The sequence below is a fragment of the Streptomyces sp. NBC_00569 genome (assembly GCF_036345255.1).
In the GTDB taxonomy this organism is placed as follows: Bacteria; Actinomycetota; Actinomycetes; order Streptomycetales; family Streptomycetaceae; genus Streptomyces.
Map to the genome: position 1 here is coordinate 1,203,651 of NZ_CP107783.1, position 15,969 is coordinate 1,219,619.

Annotated in this window: 13 protein-coding genes; 7 read left to right on the top strand and 6 right to left on the bottom strand. The window is 72.8% G+C overall.

The window, feature by feature from the left end; translation table 11 throughout:
- Positions 1 to 213: 213 nt before the first annotated feature.
- Both OHO83_RS05635 and OHO83_RS05640 read right to left on the bottom strand, forming a co-directional pair.
- Positions 214 to 972, bottom strand: coding sequence for a class I SAM-dependent methyltransferase (locus OHO83_RS05635; protein ID WP_330278838.1), 759 nt, complete (start codon positions 970 to 972; stop codon positions 214 to 216).
- 116 nt (positions 973 to 1,088) lie between these two features.
- Positions 1,089 to 1,940, bottom strand: a complete 852-nt coding sequence (locus OHO83_RS05640) for an AraC family transcriptional regulator (protein WP_330278839.1) — start codon at positions 1,938 to 1,940, stop codon at positions 1,089 to 1,091.
- A gap of 95 nt (positions 1,941 to 2,035) precedes the next feature.
- Here OHO83_RS05640 and OHO83_RS05645 point away from each other — a divergent pair, with 95 nt between their 5' ends.
- A complete protein-coding gene (locus OHO83_RS05645) occupies positions 2,036 to 3,475 on the top strand; it encodes an amidase (RefSeq protein ID WP_330278840.1) in 1,440 nt (479 codons plus the stop codon).
- A gap of 145 nt (positions 3,476 to 3,620) precedes the next feature.
- Here OHO83_RS05645 and OHO83_RS05650 read toward each other — a convergent pair whose 3' ends face one another.
- From OHO83_RS05650 to OHO83_RS05665, 4 genes are all read right to left on the bottom strand, one after another.
- Complete coding sequence (locus OHO83_RS05650; protein WP_330278841.1) at positions 3,621 to 5,141, bottom strand: SDR family oxidoreductase; 1,521 nt, start codon at positions 5,139 to 5,141, stop codon at positions 3,621 to 3,623.
- Between the two features lie 459 nt (positions 5,142 to 5,600).
- Positions 5,601 to 6,383, bottom strand: coding sequence for a DeoR/GlpR family DNA-binding transcription regulator (locus OHO83_RS05655; RefSeq protein ID WP_266678248.1), 783 nt, complete (start codon positions 6,381 to 6,383; stop codon positions 5,601 to 5,603).
- 50 nt (positions 6,384 to 6,433) lie between these two features.
- On the bottom strand, positions 6,434 to 7,447 hold the full coding sequence (pdxA, locus tag OHO83_RS05660; protein ID WP_266678245.1) for a 4-hydroxythreonine-4-phosphate dehydrogenase PdxA: 1,014 nt from the start codon (positions 7,445 to 7,447) through the stop codon (positions 6,434 to 6,436).
- Positions 7,448 to 7,485: 38 nt separating this feature from the next.
- On the bottom strand, positions 7,486 to 8,730 hold the full coding sequence (locus tag OHO83_RS05665; protein WP_266678243.1) for a four-carbon acid sugar kinase family protein: 1,245 nt from the start codon (positions 8,728 to 8,730) through the stop codon (positions 7,486 to 7,488).
- Between the two features lie 423 nt (positions 8,731 to 9,153).
- Here OHO83_RS05665 and OHO83_RS05670 point away from each other — a divergent pair, with 423 nt between their 5' ends.
- The 6 genes from OHO83_RS05670 (at position 9,154) to OHO83_RS05695 (ending at position 15,733) form a co-directional block, all read left to right on the top strand.
- Positions 9,154 to 10,134 (top strand): aldo/keto reductase, encoded by a 981-nt coding sequence (locus OHO83_RS05670; protein ID WP_266678241.1) that lies wholly within the window; start codon positions 9,154 to 9,156, stop codon positions 10,132 to 10,134.
- Positions 10,135 to 10,164: 30 nt separating this feature from the next.
- Positions 10,165 to 10,950, top strand: a complete 786-nt coding sequence (locus OHO83_RS05675; RefSeq protein ID WP_266678239.1) for an HpcH/HpaI aldolase family protein — start codon at positions 10,165 to 10,167, stop codon at positions 10,948 to 10,950.
- A complete protein-coding gene (locus OHO83_RS05680) occupies positions 10,950 to 11,903 on the top strand; it encodes a phosphoglycerate dehydrogenase (RefSeq protein WP_266678237.1) in 954 nt (317 codons plus the stop codon). Before OHO83_RS05675 ends, OHO83_RS05680 begins: the two co-directional genes overlap by 1 nt.
- 111 nt (positions 11,904 to 12,014) lie before the next feature.
- Positions 12,015 to 13,442, top strand: coding sequence for an Nramp family divalent metal transporter (locus OHO83_RS05685; protein WP_330278842.1), 1,428 nt, complete (start codon positions 12,015 to 12,017; stop codon positions 13,440 to 13,442).
- A gap of 26 nt (positions 13,443 to 13,468) precedes the next feature.
- The gene (locus OHO83_RS05690; RefSeq protein WP_266678233.1) at positions 13,469 to 13,894 is read left to right on the top strand and encodes a VOC family protein; all 426 of its coding nucleotides are present in this window, start codon (positions 13,469 to 13,471) and stop codon (positions 13,892 to 13,894) included.
- Positions 13,895 to 14,086: 192 nt separating this feature from the next.
- Positions 14,087 to 15,733, top strand: a complete 1,647-nt coding sequence (locus OHO83_RS05695; protein ID WP_266678231.1) for a PucR family transcriptional regulator — start codon at positions 14,087 to 14,089, stop codon at positions 15,731 to 15,733.
- The last annotated feature ends 236 nt before the right edge of the window (positions 15,734 to 15,969 follow it).

Consider the following 15,969-nt stretch of genomic DNA (forward strand, 5'->3'; position numbering starts at 1 on the left):
CAAGTTCCGGACCACTTCCGGACCAGCGCCGCCCAAGGAGCCGCACCGACCGCCGTTCGGGCTGGTCAGCATCGGCGCAGCCCTGTACCTCCAGCAGACGAAGAACCTGCCGGCGAGCTGCTCGGCGCAGAAACTCGGATTCTTCCAGAGGCCCACAATGAGGCGCCTGGCCCGGGCACTTGCGTGGCAGGCGCCTCTCGCCGTGCAACCCGCTCAGCGCTCCTTGACGGCATGCAGCAGGGTGACGCCGAGCCACGGGCCGCCGTACCAGTACGCGGGGCCGAGTCCGCGCAGTGTGCCGTGTCCGAGGTGGTCGGCGTACTGCCTGGCCATGGGCCAGAAGTCGGCGACGAGCAACTGCCCGCCGGGGCGCAGCACTCTCATGGCCTCGTCCACCGCGCGGCAGCGCCGTTCACGCGAGGGGATGTTGTGGATCGCCAGCGCGCTCGTCACAACGTCGAAGGAGCCGTCCGCGAACGGCAGCTCGGTCATGTCGGCCGTCTGCACTTCCACCCGGTCGGCGACACCGGCCGCTGCGGCGTTGGCGAGCGTGACTTCGGGGCGGTTCCCGCTCTGGTCCTTTCCGGACCACAGGTCCACGCCCACGGCGCGTCCCGTCGGCAGCCGCCCGGCCGCCTCGATCAGCACCGCGCCGCGACCGCAGCCCAGGTCGAGGAGCTGCTCGTCGCCTTTCAAGGCGGCCCGGTCCAACTCCCGCCTCCAGAAGCGCAGTTTGCCGTGCAAGGTGGTGTGCAGATAGATGCCGGTCTGGGCGATCAGGGCTGTGCCCGCAGTTGCCAGCGCTTTTCGTCCCGGCCGCCACCGGCCGGCGGCCAGGCAGCAGGCCGCGCCTGCGGCGCCGAGCAGCGCCGGGAACGCTGGGGCGTCAACGCCGTACCTCGGCCACTGGACGTCCGGCAGTGGGGCGTCTTTCCAGCTCTTGGACATGTTCTTGGACATGTTCTTGGACATGCTCGCAGTGTCACGGGCTCGGTTGCCGGGCGTCTTGTAGAAATGTCCCCCGTGACCCGCACGACCGGCCTCGTGCCCGCTGGGCGGCCTCGTGACGGGCGGGCGCGGACCGTGAGTCAAGAGGCGGACAGGTATGCGGGGGCTGCCCATGCGACGTCGTCGACCGCCAGCCAGGGCGCCACCGCAACGGCCGTGGGCGTCACACCGGCGAAGGCCACGACATCCCGATGGAGGTGGGACTGGTCGACGTAGCCGATCTCCGCCGCCACCCGTGCGGCGCTGTGGCCCGCGGCCAGACGGTGGGCCGCGTGGTCGAACCGGACGAGCTGAGCGGCGCGTTTGGGGTTGAGACCGATCTGGGCCCGGAACCGGGACCACAGGCGCTTACGGCTCCAGCCGACCTCCGCTGCCAGCCGATCGACCCGAACCCCTCCCAGACGCGTCACCATCTGCCCCCACACGAAGGCGACCTCAGGGTCCACCGCTCGGCCTGCCTCGTGTCGTCGAACGAGCGCGGCCTCGGCGATCGCGAACCGGGCGTCCCACGACTCGGCAGCTCGCAGTTGCCCCTGGGCGCGCGCGGCGTCACGGCCCCAGAGGTCGTCGAGGGAGAGCACCGTGGCGCCCGACTCGGCACAGGCGCCCAGCACCGCGTGCGCGACCGGCGGCGACAGCCGCACCTGCAGGCACTCGATGTCCCGGCCGCGTCCTCGAACGCCGCCGGAGGCGAGGCCCACGACGACGCTGCCGCTCTGCTCCCGGCCACTGAAGTCGTCGACGACGAGCGGCTGGTCGCCGAGGTCGACGGCCACCGTGACAGCCGGGTACGGGACCAGGCCCAGGTCGACGAAGTCGCTCGTACGGGCCCGGAATCCGGCCATGCTGACTCCCGGCAGCCGCCCGCCCCGCGACGGTGTGGCGATGTCCCATACCGACGCGGCGTCGTGGGCCGGCTCGCCGGGTCGCATGGCGCCAAAACTACGGGACATTCGTCCAAGACGCGATGTCCGGTGCGTGACGACACTGACGGCTCCTGCACGCCTCGTACCGGAAAGGCCCACCCGTGACCCAGTCACCGATCGACCCGTTCGCATCCGCCGTCGAACTCGCCGCGGCCATCCGCCAAAAGGAGGTGAGCCCGGTCGAGTTGGCCGACTGCTTTCTCGAGCGGATGGACCGGCTCGACCCCCGGCTGAACGCCTTTTGCCACCGGGCCGACGACGACGTCCGCAAAGCCGCGTCCACCGCGGCCGATGCCGTGGTGCGGGCCGTGTCCGTCGAAGAGCTCCCGCCGTTCCACGGCGTACCGCTGCCCGTCAAGGACCTTGCCGACGTTGCCGGATGGCCCACCACCCATGGGTCCGGCGGTGCCCGGAAGACACCCGTCGAGACATCGGATCCGGTGGTGCGACGGTTCGTGGACGCGGGCTTCGTTCTTCTCGGCAAGACCACCACCTCCGAGTTCGGCAGCCTGCCTTTCACCGAGAGCGAGGCCCTGGGCATCTCGCGCAACCCGTGGGACCCGGACCGCACGCCCGGCGGGTCGTCGAGCGGAGCGGGCGCCGCCGTCGCCGCCGGGATGGCGCCCATCGCCCACGCCGAGGACGGCGGCGGGTCGATACGGATCCCCGCATCGTGCACCGGCCTCGTCGGCCTCAAACCCACCCGCGGCCTGGTCACCAATGCCGTCGTGGAGGTGGAGGGTCTCGGCACCGGCGGCGTTCTCACCCGCTCGGTGGCGGACACCGCGGCGGCCCTCGACGTGCTGGCGCGTCACGATCCGGGCGCGTGGTGGTCGCCGTCGACGCCGCGCACGTCCTTCGCCGCCGCGATGAAGAGGGACCTGCCGACCGGGCTGCGGATCGGTGTGCTCACCGACTCCCCGATCGACGGGATACGCGTGCACCCGGCGTGTGTCGCAGCCGTCGACGTCGCTCTTCGGACGCTCGAATCGGCCGGCCAGCACATCGTCGACACCCCTCTTCAGCTGCCGCCGACCGACGAGTTGGTCACCGCGTTCACGACTCTGTGGAACGTCGGCGGTGCCGGGATCGCGCTCGCGGAACCTGACCGTGTCGAGCCCCACAATCGCGCCCTGCGTGAGGCGGCGCGAGCGATCGACTCGTGGTCGTACGCGGAAGGGGTGCGGAAGACGCAGGAGTTGTCACGGCGCATCGTCGAAGGCTTCCTCGCGGGCTTCGACCTCCTCGTGACGCCGACGATGGCTTGCCTTCCGCCGCTCGTCGGTGCCTGGCGCACGGGCATCGAGGACGATCCCCTGAGGGCCCTGCGGAACAGCTACCCGATGGGGGTGTTCACGTCGGTGTTCAACGTGACCGGCCAGCCGGCCGCCTCCCTCCCCGTCCACCATGACGAGGCCACCGGTCTGCCCGTCGGCGTCCAGATCGTCGCCGCTCCATGGCGGGAGGACCTCCTGCTCCAGGTGTCCCGCACCCTCGAACTCGCACTCCCCTGGGCCGGTCGCCGACCGACTGTCAGCTGAGCCCGCGGCAGGGTGCCACCCCGCGTGGCGCGACATCCAGCGGCGACCGCGCGGGCCGGCTCCCTGACGGTGATCCGGGTGTGTGCGCCACTGCCGCAGTCGCCTTGGCTCGCGGCGCCGGTGGCGGATGCGACCGGGGTGGGACTCACTGCCGCGCGCTCATGTCCTTGGCGGCGGCCTGGGTGATGTTGCGGGCCATGCCGCCGAAGACGACGGCGTGGAAGGGGGAGACGGACCACCAGTAGGCGTGGCCCAGCAGGCCGCGGGGGTGGAACAGAGCGCGCTGCCGGTAGCGCGTACGGCCCTCGGTACCCGTCTCGACGTACATCTCCAGCCACGCCAGGCCCGGCAGCCGCATCTCCGCGCGCAGCCGCAGCAGTTGTCGGGGCTCGATCTCCTCGACCCGCCAGAAGTCCAGCGAGTCGCCGACCCGCAGGCGCTCCGCGTCGCGCCGTCCGCGGCGCAGGCCGACTCCGCCCACGAACCGGTCGAGCCAGCCACGGACGGCCCAGGCCAGTGGGAAGGAGTACCAGCCGTTGTCGCCGCCGATGCCCTCGATCACCTTCCACAGGGCCTCCGGGGACGCCTCGACAGTCAGTTGCCGCTCGTCCTGGTAGAGGCTGCCGCCGGCCCAGTCCGGATCGGTGGGCAGCGGATCGCTGGGCGCCCCGGGGAGGGCGGCGGACGACCACCGGGTGGCGACCTGCGCCTCCCGTACCCTGCGCAGTGCCAGGGCCAGAGCTTCGTCGAACGGCAGCGGCCGGCCCGGTGGGTCGGGCACGTAGCGGGCGATGTCGTGCTCGTCGCAGACGACCTCGTGGCGCAGGGACTCCGTCAGGGGCCGGGCGATGAATGCCGGCACCGGGGTCACGAGGCCGACCCAGTGGCTGGACAGCCGCGGGGTGAGCATGGGGACCGGCACGATGATCCGCCGCCGCAGTCCGGCGACCTCGGAGTAGCGGCACATCATCTCCCGATAGGTCAGGACGTCCGGTCCGCCGATGTCGAAGGCCCGGTTGACGTCGGTGGGCATGGTGGCCGAGCCGACGAGGTAGCGCAGCACGTCGCGGACGCCGATGGGCTGCGTGCGGGTGTGCACCCAGCTGGGGGTGACCATGACCGGCAGCCGTTCGGTCAGATAGCGCAGCATCTCGAACGACGCCGATCCGGAGCCGATCACCACAGCGGCCCTCAGCACGGTGGCGGGCACCTGACCGTCGAGGAAGATGCGGCCGACCTCGGCCCTGGAGCGCAGGTGCGGGGAGAGGGCCCGCTCGGGTACGTCCCGCGGGGTGAGCCCGCCGAGATAGACGATGCGCCGTACGCCGGCGGCGTGGGCCCGCTCGGCGAAGATCCGGGCCGCGCGGCGATCGGTGTCCTCGAACCCGGAGCCGGATCCCAGGGAGTGCACCAGGTAGTACGCGACATCGATGCCGCGCATGGCCGCGGCGACCGACTCGGCGTCCGTGACGTCTCCGCTCACCGTCTCCACGGCGGCCGCCCAGGGATAGTCACGCAGTTTGCCCGGCGAGCGGGCCAGGCAACGCACACGGTGACCGGCCTTCAGCAGTTCCGGTACCAGGCGGCCTCCGATGTACCCGGACGCTCCGGTGACCAGACAGTTCAGCTTCTCCGCGCCGTGCTTTCCGTCCTTGTCCACGCGCATCTCTCCAGGCACTCGATCCGACGCTGCTCCTGTGTTCTCCCGTTCGATCATGACTGCCGCCCTGCGGATGTCTCCGCAACGCACTGTGGACGGCGTCCGCGTGTTCGCGTGGAACTGAGGCACCGGGGCCGACGGCGGGTCCACGGGCAGTTCAGTCCTCCGGATGCCGCAGTGGCGCGACCTCCGCGCTGTCCGTCCCGGGCCAGGAGCCGACCCATGTGCTTGACCGTGCGCCCCACGTCCCCGGCCCTGTGATGGCGGTGCTCGCGTCCGACGTCTCCGGTCAGGCGGTCGGAGACGAGGCGGACGTGCAGATCGACACGGCCGGCTGCGTGATCCTGCGCAATGCCCTCAGCATGGTCCGCCCGCCGCCGGCCGCCCGAGGCGCCGGGAGCCGCAGAGCCGTGCGGGCCCGAGGCGCACAACGGACAGGCGGGTCAAAAGGGTGACGGCGTCCCGTCACGCCCCCGCGGACGGGGCGATCTCGACGCGTACCCCGCTCGCCTCGAAGGCGTGGATCTGCGCGACGGGTGCCGACGCGTCCGTGACCAGGGTCCACTCGGTCCTCAGCTTGGCCCACGCGTGGAACGGCGCGCGCCCCAACTTGGCGCCGTGGGCCAGCACATAGACCCGGTCGGCGCGGCGCGCCATCAGTTCCTTGAGACGGGTCTGGCGCAGGTCGGCCTCGCAGATGCCGCGGTCGACGGTGACGCCGTCGGCGCCGAGGAAGACCCGGTCGAAGGACATGTGCTCGAGCGCGGCCTCCGTGAGCGGGCCGACGAAGCCCTGGCTGAGCGGACGGAGTGTGCCCCCGAGACAATCGACCTGTACGCCGTCCGCGTCCGCGAGGGCGTGCAGCGCCGTCAGGCCCGTGGTCGCGACCGTCAACTTCTTCGCGCCGCGCAGCTCGTGGGCCAGCGCGCCCACCGTCGTACCGGCGTCGAGGAGGAGCGTCTCGCCCGGCTCGACCTGCCGGGCGGCCCATTGCGCGATGGCCCGCTTCTCCTCGTACGCCTCACCCGTGCGCTGCCGCAGCGATGCCTCGGGGTGCGCGGACAGCGCCATCGCGCCGCCGTAGGTGCGCGCGAGGCGGCCCTCCGTGGTGAGGCGGGCGAGGTCGCGGCGGATGGTCGAGGGGGTGACGTCGAAGAGCTGCGAGAGTTCCTCGACGCTGGCGAGGCCGGTGGTGGTGGCGAGGTGGACGATGCGGTCGCGTCGTGCCTGGGAAGTGGTCGGCGGCATCTACGGAGTCCTCTACGTGCGGTGGCAACGGCGGTGCAGGGGACGGCGGTTCAGGCCGCCGGAGCGACCGGCGCCGTCGCCATCTCGGCCGCCTGGCGCAGCGCCTCGACCATGCTACCGGCCTCCGCCACGCCCGTTCCGGCGATGTCGAACGCGGTGCCGTGGTCGACGGACGTACGGATGACGGGCAGGCCGACGGTGAGGTTGACACCCGCCTCGATGCCCAGGACCTTGACCGGGCCGTGGCCCTGATCGTGGTACATCGCGACGATCAGGTCGTAGTCACCGCGCGAGGCGAGGAAGAAGGCGGTGTCGGCGGGCAGCGGACCCCGGGCGTCGACGCCCTCGGCTCGGAGCTTCTCCAGGGCCGGGACGATCTTCTCGCCCTCCTCGCCGTAGCCGAACAGGCCGTTCTCGCCGGCGTGCGGGTTGATGCCGCAGACGCCGATGACGGGGTTCGGGGTGCCGGCGCGGACCATGGCCTCGTGGCCGCGGCGGACCGTGCGCTCGACAAGCCCCGGCTCGATGCGGTTGACGGCGTCGATCAGGCCGATGTGCGTGGTGACGTGGATGACCTTCACCTTCTCGGTGGAGAGCATCATCGAGACCTCCTCGGTCCCGGTCAGGTGGGCGAGGAGTTCGGTGTGGCCGGGGTAGATGTGACCCGCGGCGTGCAGGGCCTCCTTGTTGAGGGGGGCGGTGCAGATGGCGTGCACGTCTCCTGCCACGGCGAGTTCGGCGGCACGCGCGATGTATGCGTACGCGGCATCGCCCGCGACCGGCGACAGCTTGCCCCAGGGCAGATCGGCGGGGAGCAGGCCGAGGTCGACGACGTTGACGCGGCGGGGCGTGAACTCGGCGTCGCGCGGGTGCTCGACGGTGGCGATCTCGCACTCCAGACCGAGGATGCGGGCGGCCTCGCGCAGTCGCTGCGCGTCGCCGATGACGACGGGACGGCAGCGCTTCAGGACGGCGTCGTCGAGCAGGGCCGCGACGACGACCTCGGGGCCGACGCCGGCGCCGTCGCCCATGGTGACGGCGATGAGGGGGAGGGGGGTGCTCATGAGGACATCTCCTAGGAGGGAGGCGGGCGGTGAAGGGTTCAGGTGGCTGCCGGGGCGGCGGCCAGGCGGGGCCGTAGCGCGGCGGCAATGCGCAGCAACGAGTCCTCGGCACCGTAGCTGCCGGGGCGGGTGACGACGTGGCGGCCGTCGGGGGTACGGGAGTGGACGGCGCCGTGGTGGATCTCACCGAGGGGCTCCAACTCCCTTGTGCCGAGGGCGTCCAGGGTGGTGCGAGCGGTCTCGCCACCGGTCAGGACGAGGTCGGGGCGGCCCGGGTACGCGGCGGCGAGTGTGCCCAGAGCAGTACTGAGGGCCCTCCCCGCGCAGGGGCGCAGTCCTGCCGAACCGTCGATGGACAGGACGGTCAGGGCAGAAGCGGCGGCGGTACGCGGCAGGCGGGTCGTGCCGGCCGCCAGGCCGGCCGGGTCCAGCGTCACATGGTGTGCGCCGAGCGCGGTGAGGTGCGCGATCTGCGCAACCGCTGCGGGCTCGGCGGTCCCCACGACGAAGAGCAGCGGCGCGCCGTCCCGGGTCGGCGCGGGCGGGTGAGCGGCGGCAGCGGGACGCGCCGTCGCGCGCCCGAGGGCGAGCGCCAGACCGCCGCTGCCCAGGAGCCGGAATCCGGGCCCGAGCCGCAGCGCCGCCGCGGCCACGGCATCCAGGTGGGCGTCGGTCTCTGCGTCCGGCGCAGGGTGCGCGCCGCAGTCGGCGATCCGGCGGAACTCCGCTTCCAGTGCTGCGGGTCCGGACCGTACGACGTCGAGCGGGACCGTACGGACCGGCAGGCCGGACAGCGCCTCGGGCAGTGAGCGGGGCGCGGCTGCGCGTTCCGCGCGCCAGCCGTCGGTGCGGTGCAGCGGAACGCCGTTCACGTGCACCACGCCGCCGGTCACGGTGCGCCCGGCCGCGGGCAGCGCGGGGGCGATGACCACCGCCTCGGCCCCTTCGGCGTAGGCGGCGGCCTCGGCGGCGAGGTGGCCGCGCAGCTGCGAGTCGACCTTCTTGTACAGCAGCCGGGACGGTCCGGCCTGCGCCGCGCGCAGCGCCGTCCGCACGGCGTGCGCCGCTGCGGCGGCCGGCAGGTGCCGGGTGTCCAGGTCCACGACGAGGTCGTGCGTAGCAGGGCTCCCGGCCACGTCGGCGGCGAGGGACAGGCGGACGGGGCCACCGAGCGCGCAGGCGGTCTCGGCCGCGCCGGACAGGTCGTCCGCGAGTGCGAGGACGTACGGCACGGGCACCGTCGCCGGCTGCGGGACGGACGGGCGTGGGGGCAGGGAAGCCACGGGATCGAACCTCCTTGGGCGCACCCGGCGTTGGGCGGCCCGGTCCGGATCATGGCACAGATTGCGCGAAATGCGCGAGACCTCTTGCGTGATTTACGCAGTCGTGCGAGCGTTCCGGTGGCGCCGACGGACCTCACCCGCGGACCGCGTCGCCCTCGTGGACGCGACGCGTACCGGGCTCACACAGCACGGCGCACACCGACTTGCTCCCGCGTGCCGCCGTACGACGCAGGCTTCGCACCGCACTTGGCCGCAGAAGCGGCCCACCGCCGGGAACCACCGCGACGACCGGTCGAAGCCACGCAGCCGCACACCGCATCACCTGTGATGCGCGCATCACGCATGAGATCGCATACGAGCACGAGACCGCACGACCCGCACCACTTGCGCTACCCGCACCACCCGCATCGGAAGGAACCCGCCGTGACCGTCGGCCTTGAACTCCCGCACATCCCCGTCCCGTTGTCCCCCCTCGTCCTCGGCACGATGACCTTCGGCGACACCGTGGACCGAGCGACGGCCGCCGCGATGCTGGACGCCGCGCTCGACGCGGGCATCACCGGCGTGGACACCGCCAACGGCTACGCGGGCGGCGAGAGCGAGCGCATCCTCGCCGAGCTGCTGCCCGGCCGACGCGACCAGGTGGTTCTCGCCACCAAGGCCGGCATCCCGCACCCCGACCAGGGCGGGCACGCGCCGCTGTCCGCCGAGGGTCTGCGCGCTGCGCTCGAAGGAAGCCTCAAGCGCCTGGGCACCGACCACGTCGATCTCTTCTACCTGCACCAGCCGGACCGCAGGACGCCGTTGACCGAAACCCTGGCCGCCGTAGCCGAGTTCGTACAGGCGGGCAAGGTCCTCGCCCTCGGCGTCTCCAACTTCGCCGCGTGGCAGATCGCCGAGCTCAGCCGTGTGGCCGACGAGGTCGGCGCCCCGCGCCCGGCCGTCGCCCAACAGCTGCACAACCTCCTCGCGCGACGCATCGAGGAGGAGTACGCCGAGTACGCCGCCACCGCCGGCCTGCGCACGATGGTCTACAACCCGCTCGGCGGCGGCCTGCTCACCGGCCGTCACAGCTTCGAACAGGCCCCGGACGCCGGGCGCTTCGGCGACTCGAAGCTGGCCGCGATGTACCGCCAGCGGTACTGGAACGAGGATCTGTTCCGCGCCGTCACCGATCTCACCCGCGTCGCCTCCGCCGCTGGCCTGCCGCTCACCGAGCTGGCCCTGCGCTGGCTCCTTTCGCGGCCCTCCACCGACGCACTGCTGCTCGGCGGCTCCAAGGTCGACCACCTGAAGGCCAACATCGCCGCCGCGGCCGCCGGCCCGCTGCCCACGGACGTTCGGGCCGCCTGCGACGAGGTCGGCGCCCGCCTGCGCGGCCCGATGCCCGCCTACAACCGCTGACCTCGCCCCCTCTCACAACGGAGACACACCATGGCCACCGGCCGCACCTCTGCCGAGTTCACCGCCGCTCTGCGCAACCGCGAACAGCTCATCGGCTACTGGTCGTTGCTCGATTCGCCGGTCGCCGCCGAGCGCCTCGCCCGCGTCGGCTACGACTACCTGGCCTTCGACGCCCAGCACGGTCTCTTCGGCTACCAGGGCATGCTGAACAACCTCCTCGCCACCGACACCAAGGGCAGCACCGCCGTGGGCATGGTGCGCGTCGAGGCCAACGACCTCACGTACATCGGCAGGGCCCTCGACGCGGGCGCGACCGCCGTGATCGTCCCGCTGATCGACAACGCGCGGGACGCCGCCGACGCCGTCTCCGCCGTCCGCTATCCGCCGCTGGGCCGCCGCTCGTACGGACCGATGCGCGCCCAGCTGCGCATCGGCCCGAACCCGGCCGACACGCACGAACAGACCGCGGTCCTCGCGATGATCGAGACGGCCGACGGCCTGGCCGACGTCGAGGCGATCTGTGCGACCCCCGGCCTCGACGGCATCTACGTCGGCCCGTCCGACCTGCGCCTGGCCATCGGCGGCGCGTCCTCCACCGACCCGTCCGTGCGGGACGAGTTCGAGCAGGCCCTCACCCGTGTCCGCAAGGCGGCCGAGGCGGCGGGCATCGCGGCCGGCATCCACAACGCCGACGGCGCGAGCGCCGCCCGCCGCCTCGCCGAGGGCTTCACGTTCGCGACGGTGGCGGCCGACGTCGTACACCTGCAGCAGATCGCCACGTCCCACCTGGACGCGGCGCGCGGCGGCGCGCGCTGATGCCGACCACGCTCATCACGACGCCCACCTTCGCCCGGCACTCGACGCGCCCCTGGCAGATCCTGGAGGAGGCCGGAGCCGGCCCCCTGCGACCGTCCGGGGACGCGGCGCTGCCCACCGGCGAACTCCTCAAGTACGCGCCCGGCGCGGACGCGTTGATCGTCGGCATGGACGCGATCACCGCCGAGGTGATGGACGCCGCGCCCCGCCTCAGGGTGATCGCCAAGCACGGCGTCGGCGTCGACACCATCGACGTGGCCGCCGCCCACGCGCGAGGGATTCCGGTCGTGTGCGCGCCGGGCAGCAACTCGCACGCGGTGGCCGAGTACACCTTCGGCCTGCTCCTGTCCGCGACCCGCTCCCTCGCCGCCTCGCACGTCGCGGTGGCGGCGGGTGGCTGGCCCAAGCTGTTCGGTCCGGAACTGCGCGGCAAGACGCTGGGCATCATCGGGTTCGGCCGCATCGGCCGCCTTCTGGCCGGCTACGCGCGCGCTTTCGGAATGGAGCTGCTCGCCCACGACCCGTACGTCCCGGACGCCGGCATACGCGCGCACGGCGCCGAACCGGCCGCGCTCGAAACCCTGTTGGCGCGGGCGGACGCCGTCAGCCTGCACACCCCGCCCGACCCGTCCGGCACCCCGCTGCTCGACCGGGCCCGCCTGGCGGCGATGAAGCAGGGCGCGATCCTGGTCAACGCCGCGCGCGGCGGCCTCGTCGACGAACACGCACTCGCCGACCTGCTCGGCTCCGGGCACCTCGGGGCCGCGGCCCTCGACGCGTTCAGCACCGAGCCGCTGCCCGCCGACCACCCGCTGCGCGAGGCCCCGCGCACGCTCCTCACCTCGCACATGGCCGCCTGCACGCCCGAGGCCAACCGGGCCATGGGCGCGATGGTGGCCGACGACGTCGTCCGCGTTCTCGCGGGCAACGAGCCGCTCCATCAGGCGCGTTGAGACCCAGGACGCCTGCGCACTGCGACACCACGGCACCACGGCACCACGGCACGACCCTGTCCCCATTCCGGATTCCGGCGACGACGCCGGAGGATCCCCCAAGGACCTGACATGGCCACCTCGACCGACGGCGCCACGGCGGCGCCACCCACCGCGCAGACCGACCCGTACGCACTGCGCGCCGAAGACGCCCGCCCGGCCCCCGAGACCTTCCGCGGCCGACTGCGCCGGCTCGGCCCCGGACTCGTGCTGTCCGCCGCCGTCGTCGGCTCCGGTGAACTGATCACCACCACCTCGCTCGGCGCGAAGGCAGGCTTCGCCCTCCTGTGGCTGGTCATCGTCTCCACCATGGTCAAGGTGTGGGTCCAGATGGAACTGGCCCGCTGGACCATCCTCAACGGACGCCCCGCGCTCGACGGCTTCCGTGACGTCAGCCCCCGGATCGGCCCCCTCAGCTGGATCAACTGGCTCTGGATCGGCATGGACTTCGCCAAGATGTTCCAGCGCGGCGGCATCATCGGCGGTACCGCGGCGGCGTGCTCGATCCTCCTGCCGATCCACGGCGCGTCGCTGAGCACGTCCTCGTTGACCATCTGGGCGCTCATCGTCACCGGTGCCGCCGTCCTCATCCTCCAGACGGGCAAATACCACGTCGTCGAGCGGGTCGAGGTCATCGGCATCACGCTCAAGACGGTCATCACCTTCGGCCTGGCCCTCGCCCTGCCGTTCACCGCCTTCGGGTACGGCACCGGGCAGCTCGCCGACGGACTGAGCTTCCAGATCCCCGCGGGCACGGTCGGCATCGCGCTCGCCATGTTCGGCATCACCGGTGTCGGTGCCGACGAGATGACGACGTACACGTACTGGTGTCTGGAGAAGGGCTATGCCCGTTGGACCGGCCCGGACGACGGCACCGAACAGCGCGCGCAGCGCGCCGAGGGCTGGCTCAAGGTCATGCGGCTCGACGTGGGTGTCTCGTGGATCGTGTGCACCGTCTGCACCCTGTCCTTCTACGTCATCGGCGCCTCGGTGCTGCACCCGCAGGGCCTGGTGCCCGAGGGCAACGACATGATCACCACGCTGTCGCACATCTATACCGACACGCTGGGCCCCTGGGCCGAGTACCTGTTCCTGGCCGGCGCGATCGCCGTCCTCTTCTCGGTCACCGTCGCCTCGTCGGCCAGCGTCCCACGCCTGTGGACCAACACCCTCGGCCTGCTCGGCGTGGTGAACTGGCACGACCTGCGCTCACGCACCCGCACCATCCGCATCCTCACCTGCTGCCTGCCTCCGGTGTGGATGTGCTTCTTCCTGTGGGTCCAGTCCCCGGTCCTGATGGTGCAGATCGGCGGCATCGGTGGCGGCATCTTCCTGCTCGCCGTCGTGGTCGCGGTCTGGCGTCTGCGCTACACCGGTGTCCCGCCCCGCTTCCGCTCCAACCCCTGGCTGACTGCCGCACTCGTCCTGAGCAGCGCGGCGATTCTCTTCCTCGGGGTGTACGCGGTCCTCGACACGCTGGGGCTCACACCCGGCAGCTGAATGCGGCGGCTGGGCACAGTGGAAGCATGAACGCGGACAACAGGAACATTCTGGCTCGGGGACGCGTGGCGACCCGGCTGCCGGCCCAGGACCTGGACCGAGCACGTCGCTTCTACGCCGAACAGCTCGGTCTCGACCCCGTCGACGAACGGCCCGGCGGACTGCTGTATCGGTGCGGGGACACGGAGTTCGCCCTGTTCGAGTCGACGGGAGCCGCGCCCGGCACCTTCACCCAGATGGGATGGCAGGTCGACGACGTCGAGACGATCGTGGCGGAGCTCAAGCAGCGCGGCGTGGTGTTCGACGAGGTCGACCTGCCCGGGTTGCGGACGAAGGACGGGATCGCCGAGATCGACGGCAACTACCCGAGCAAGGGCGCACGGGGAGAACGCGCCGCCTGGTTCCGTGACAGCGAGGGAAACCTGCTGGGTATCGGCGAGCCGGTCGCCTGAGCGGGCCACACCGTGGCCCGGCCGACTGCCCGCACAGCCGGGGTGGCCCCGACGGACCCGGCCGCGCGGGCGTCACTGGCTGATCACCACGCGTTCGCCGGCAAGATCAGCGGCGAGATCCGCCGCCGCCTCCCCCGCCTCCCTCAGCTGCCCCGCGGCCTCAGGCCGGCCCGCATCGGTGACACTTGGGGCATGCAGCTTTCCCCGCCCGGCCCTCCCCCCACGCCTGATGCAGCCGACGCGCACGGCGGTGGTTCGCCCACGCTGGGGCAGGCCGTCGGGGTGGTCGGGCCGGACGTGGTCGAGGTGCTGCGGGCGCCGTGCGGCACGGACGTGCCGGTGAGCGGGGCCGGGGTGTTCGACGAGGGCGAGACCTTGCAGGCACGGGGGCGGATCCTCATCGCGCCCGGCGTCGACACGTCCGCGCCGGGCGCCGCGGGCGTGCTCCGCGCGGCGGATCGCGCCGGGGCGGCGGCCGTGGTGCTGCGGCGTGGCACCCAGGGGATCGCGCCCTCGCTCGCCGAGGCCGCCGACGAGGTGTCGACCGCCCTGCTCGCCCGGGCCCCGTGGATCGAGTGGGGCGAGCTGATCGGACTCCTGCGGGCGGCCATCGCCCGTACCGGTGCGGCGGCGCCCACCGAGGCGTCGGCCGACGTGGCGCTCGGTGATCTGCCGGGGCTCGCTCTGGCGCTGGCCGCGCTGGTGGGCGGCGCGATCACCGTCGAGGACCCCGAGTCGAACGTCCTGGCGTACTCGCCGACCGCGGACACCGCCGACCCGCTGCGCAGGCTGACGATCCTGGGCCGCCGGGTACCGAGCTGGCGGGTGACCGAACTCGCCGAGAGCGGTTTCCTCACCACGCTGTGGGCGAGCGGCGACGTGGTGCACCGGCCCGCGGACGCACGGTTCCCCGAACGCCTCGCGGTCGCCGTGCGGGCCGGCGACGAGATCCTCGGGTCCCTGTGGGCGGCCGCCGACGGTGAGCCGCTGCCCTCCGGGGCCCGGGACGCGCTGCGGCAGGCGGCCGTCATCGCCGTACCGCATCTGCTGCACCACCGGCTGCGGTCCCGGTCCGCCGCCAGCCGCCGCCGGTACGCGGTGCGGGCCCTGTTCGAGGAGCGTCCGCCGGACGTGTCCGCGGCGGCGGCCGTGCTCGGGGTCGAGGCCGGGCAGGCGTGCACCGTACTCACGGCCGGCGCGGCGGCCGTGATCGCACCCGACGTACTGGACCGGGCCTTCCATCTGGCCTCCCTCCGTGTCGCCGCGCACCACACCCCGGCCTTCGCGCACCGCGACGGCGACCGGCTCGACGTCCTGGTGGCCGGAACCGGGGCGGGGGACGGCGTGGACCGGCTGGCACGCGACCTGGCCGCCGTACTGCGCGGCGCCGGGGTGCGGCCGCTGGTCGCGGTGGGGCCCGCCGTCGGGGGGCTCGGCGACGCCGCCGCCTCGCGTGCGGGGGCCGCCCAGGTGCTGCGGGTGCTGCGCGAGCGCGGCGGTCCCGAGACGGCCGGCGCCGAGGACGTCCGGTTCGCCATGGACGCGCTCCGGGTGACCGATGCGGTCGCCGAACACGTGCCGTCGGCCGCCGACGCGGTGGCCGCGCTGCTCGAGCACGACGAGCGGCACGGGACCGACCTGCCGCGCACCGTCGCCGCGCACCTGGTGTTCTTCGGTGACGCGGCGGCCACCGCCCGCTATGTGGGGGTTCACACCAATACGCTGCGGTACCGCCTGCGCCGTGCCGGTGAGCTGTGCGGCATCGACCTCACCGATCCCGACGTGCGGCTGCTGGTGGAGCTGGGGCTACGGCGGGCCGGGCTGATCCCGCTGCCCTGAACGGGCGTGGTGCGGGCGCACCACGACGTCCCCCTCCGCGTCGTGCGGGCGCACCATGGAGAGGTGGGCGGGGCCCGACGCTTGTGCGCGGCCACGACGGGAGCGGCGCGGACTTCGTGCCGGAGCACGCTGACAGTGCGGGGCTCGGGCCTGCACAGTGAACCGGGGCGGAGCGCACGGGCGAGGAGCCGGTGGCGTGGACACCGCCCGCGGCCGCCGCAGTCGGCGGCCCGCCA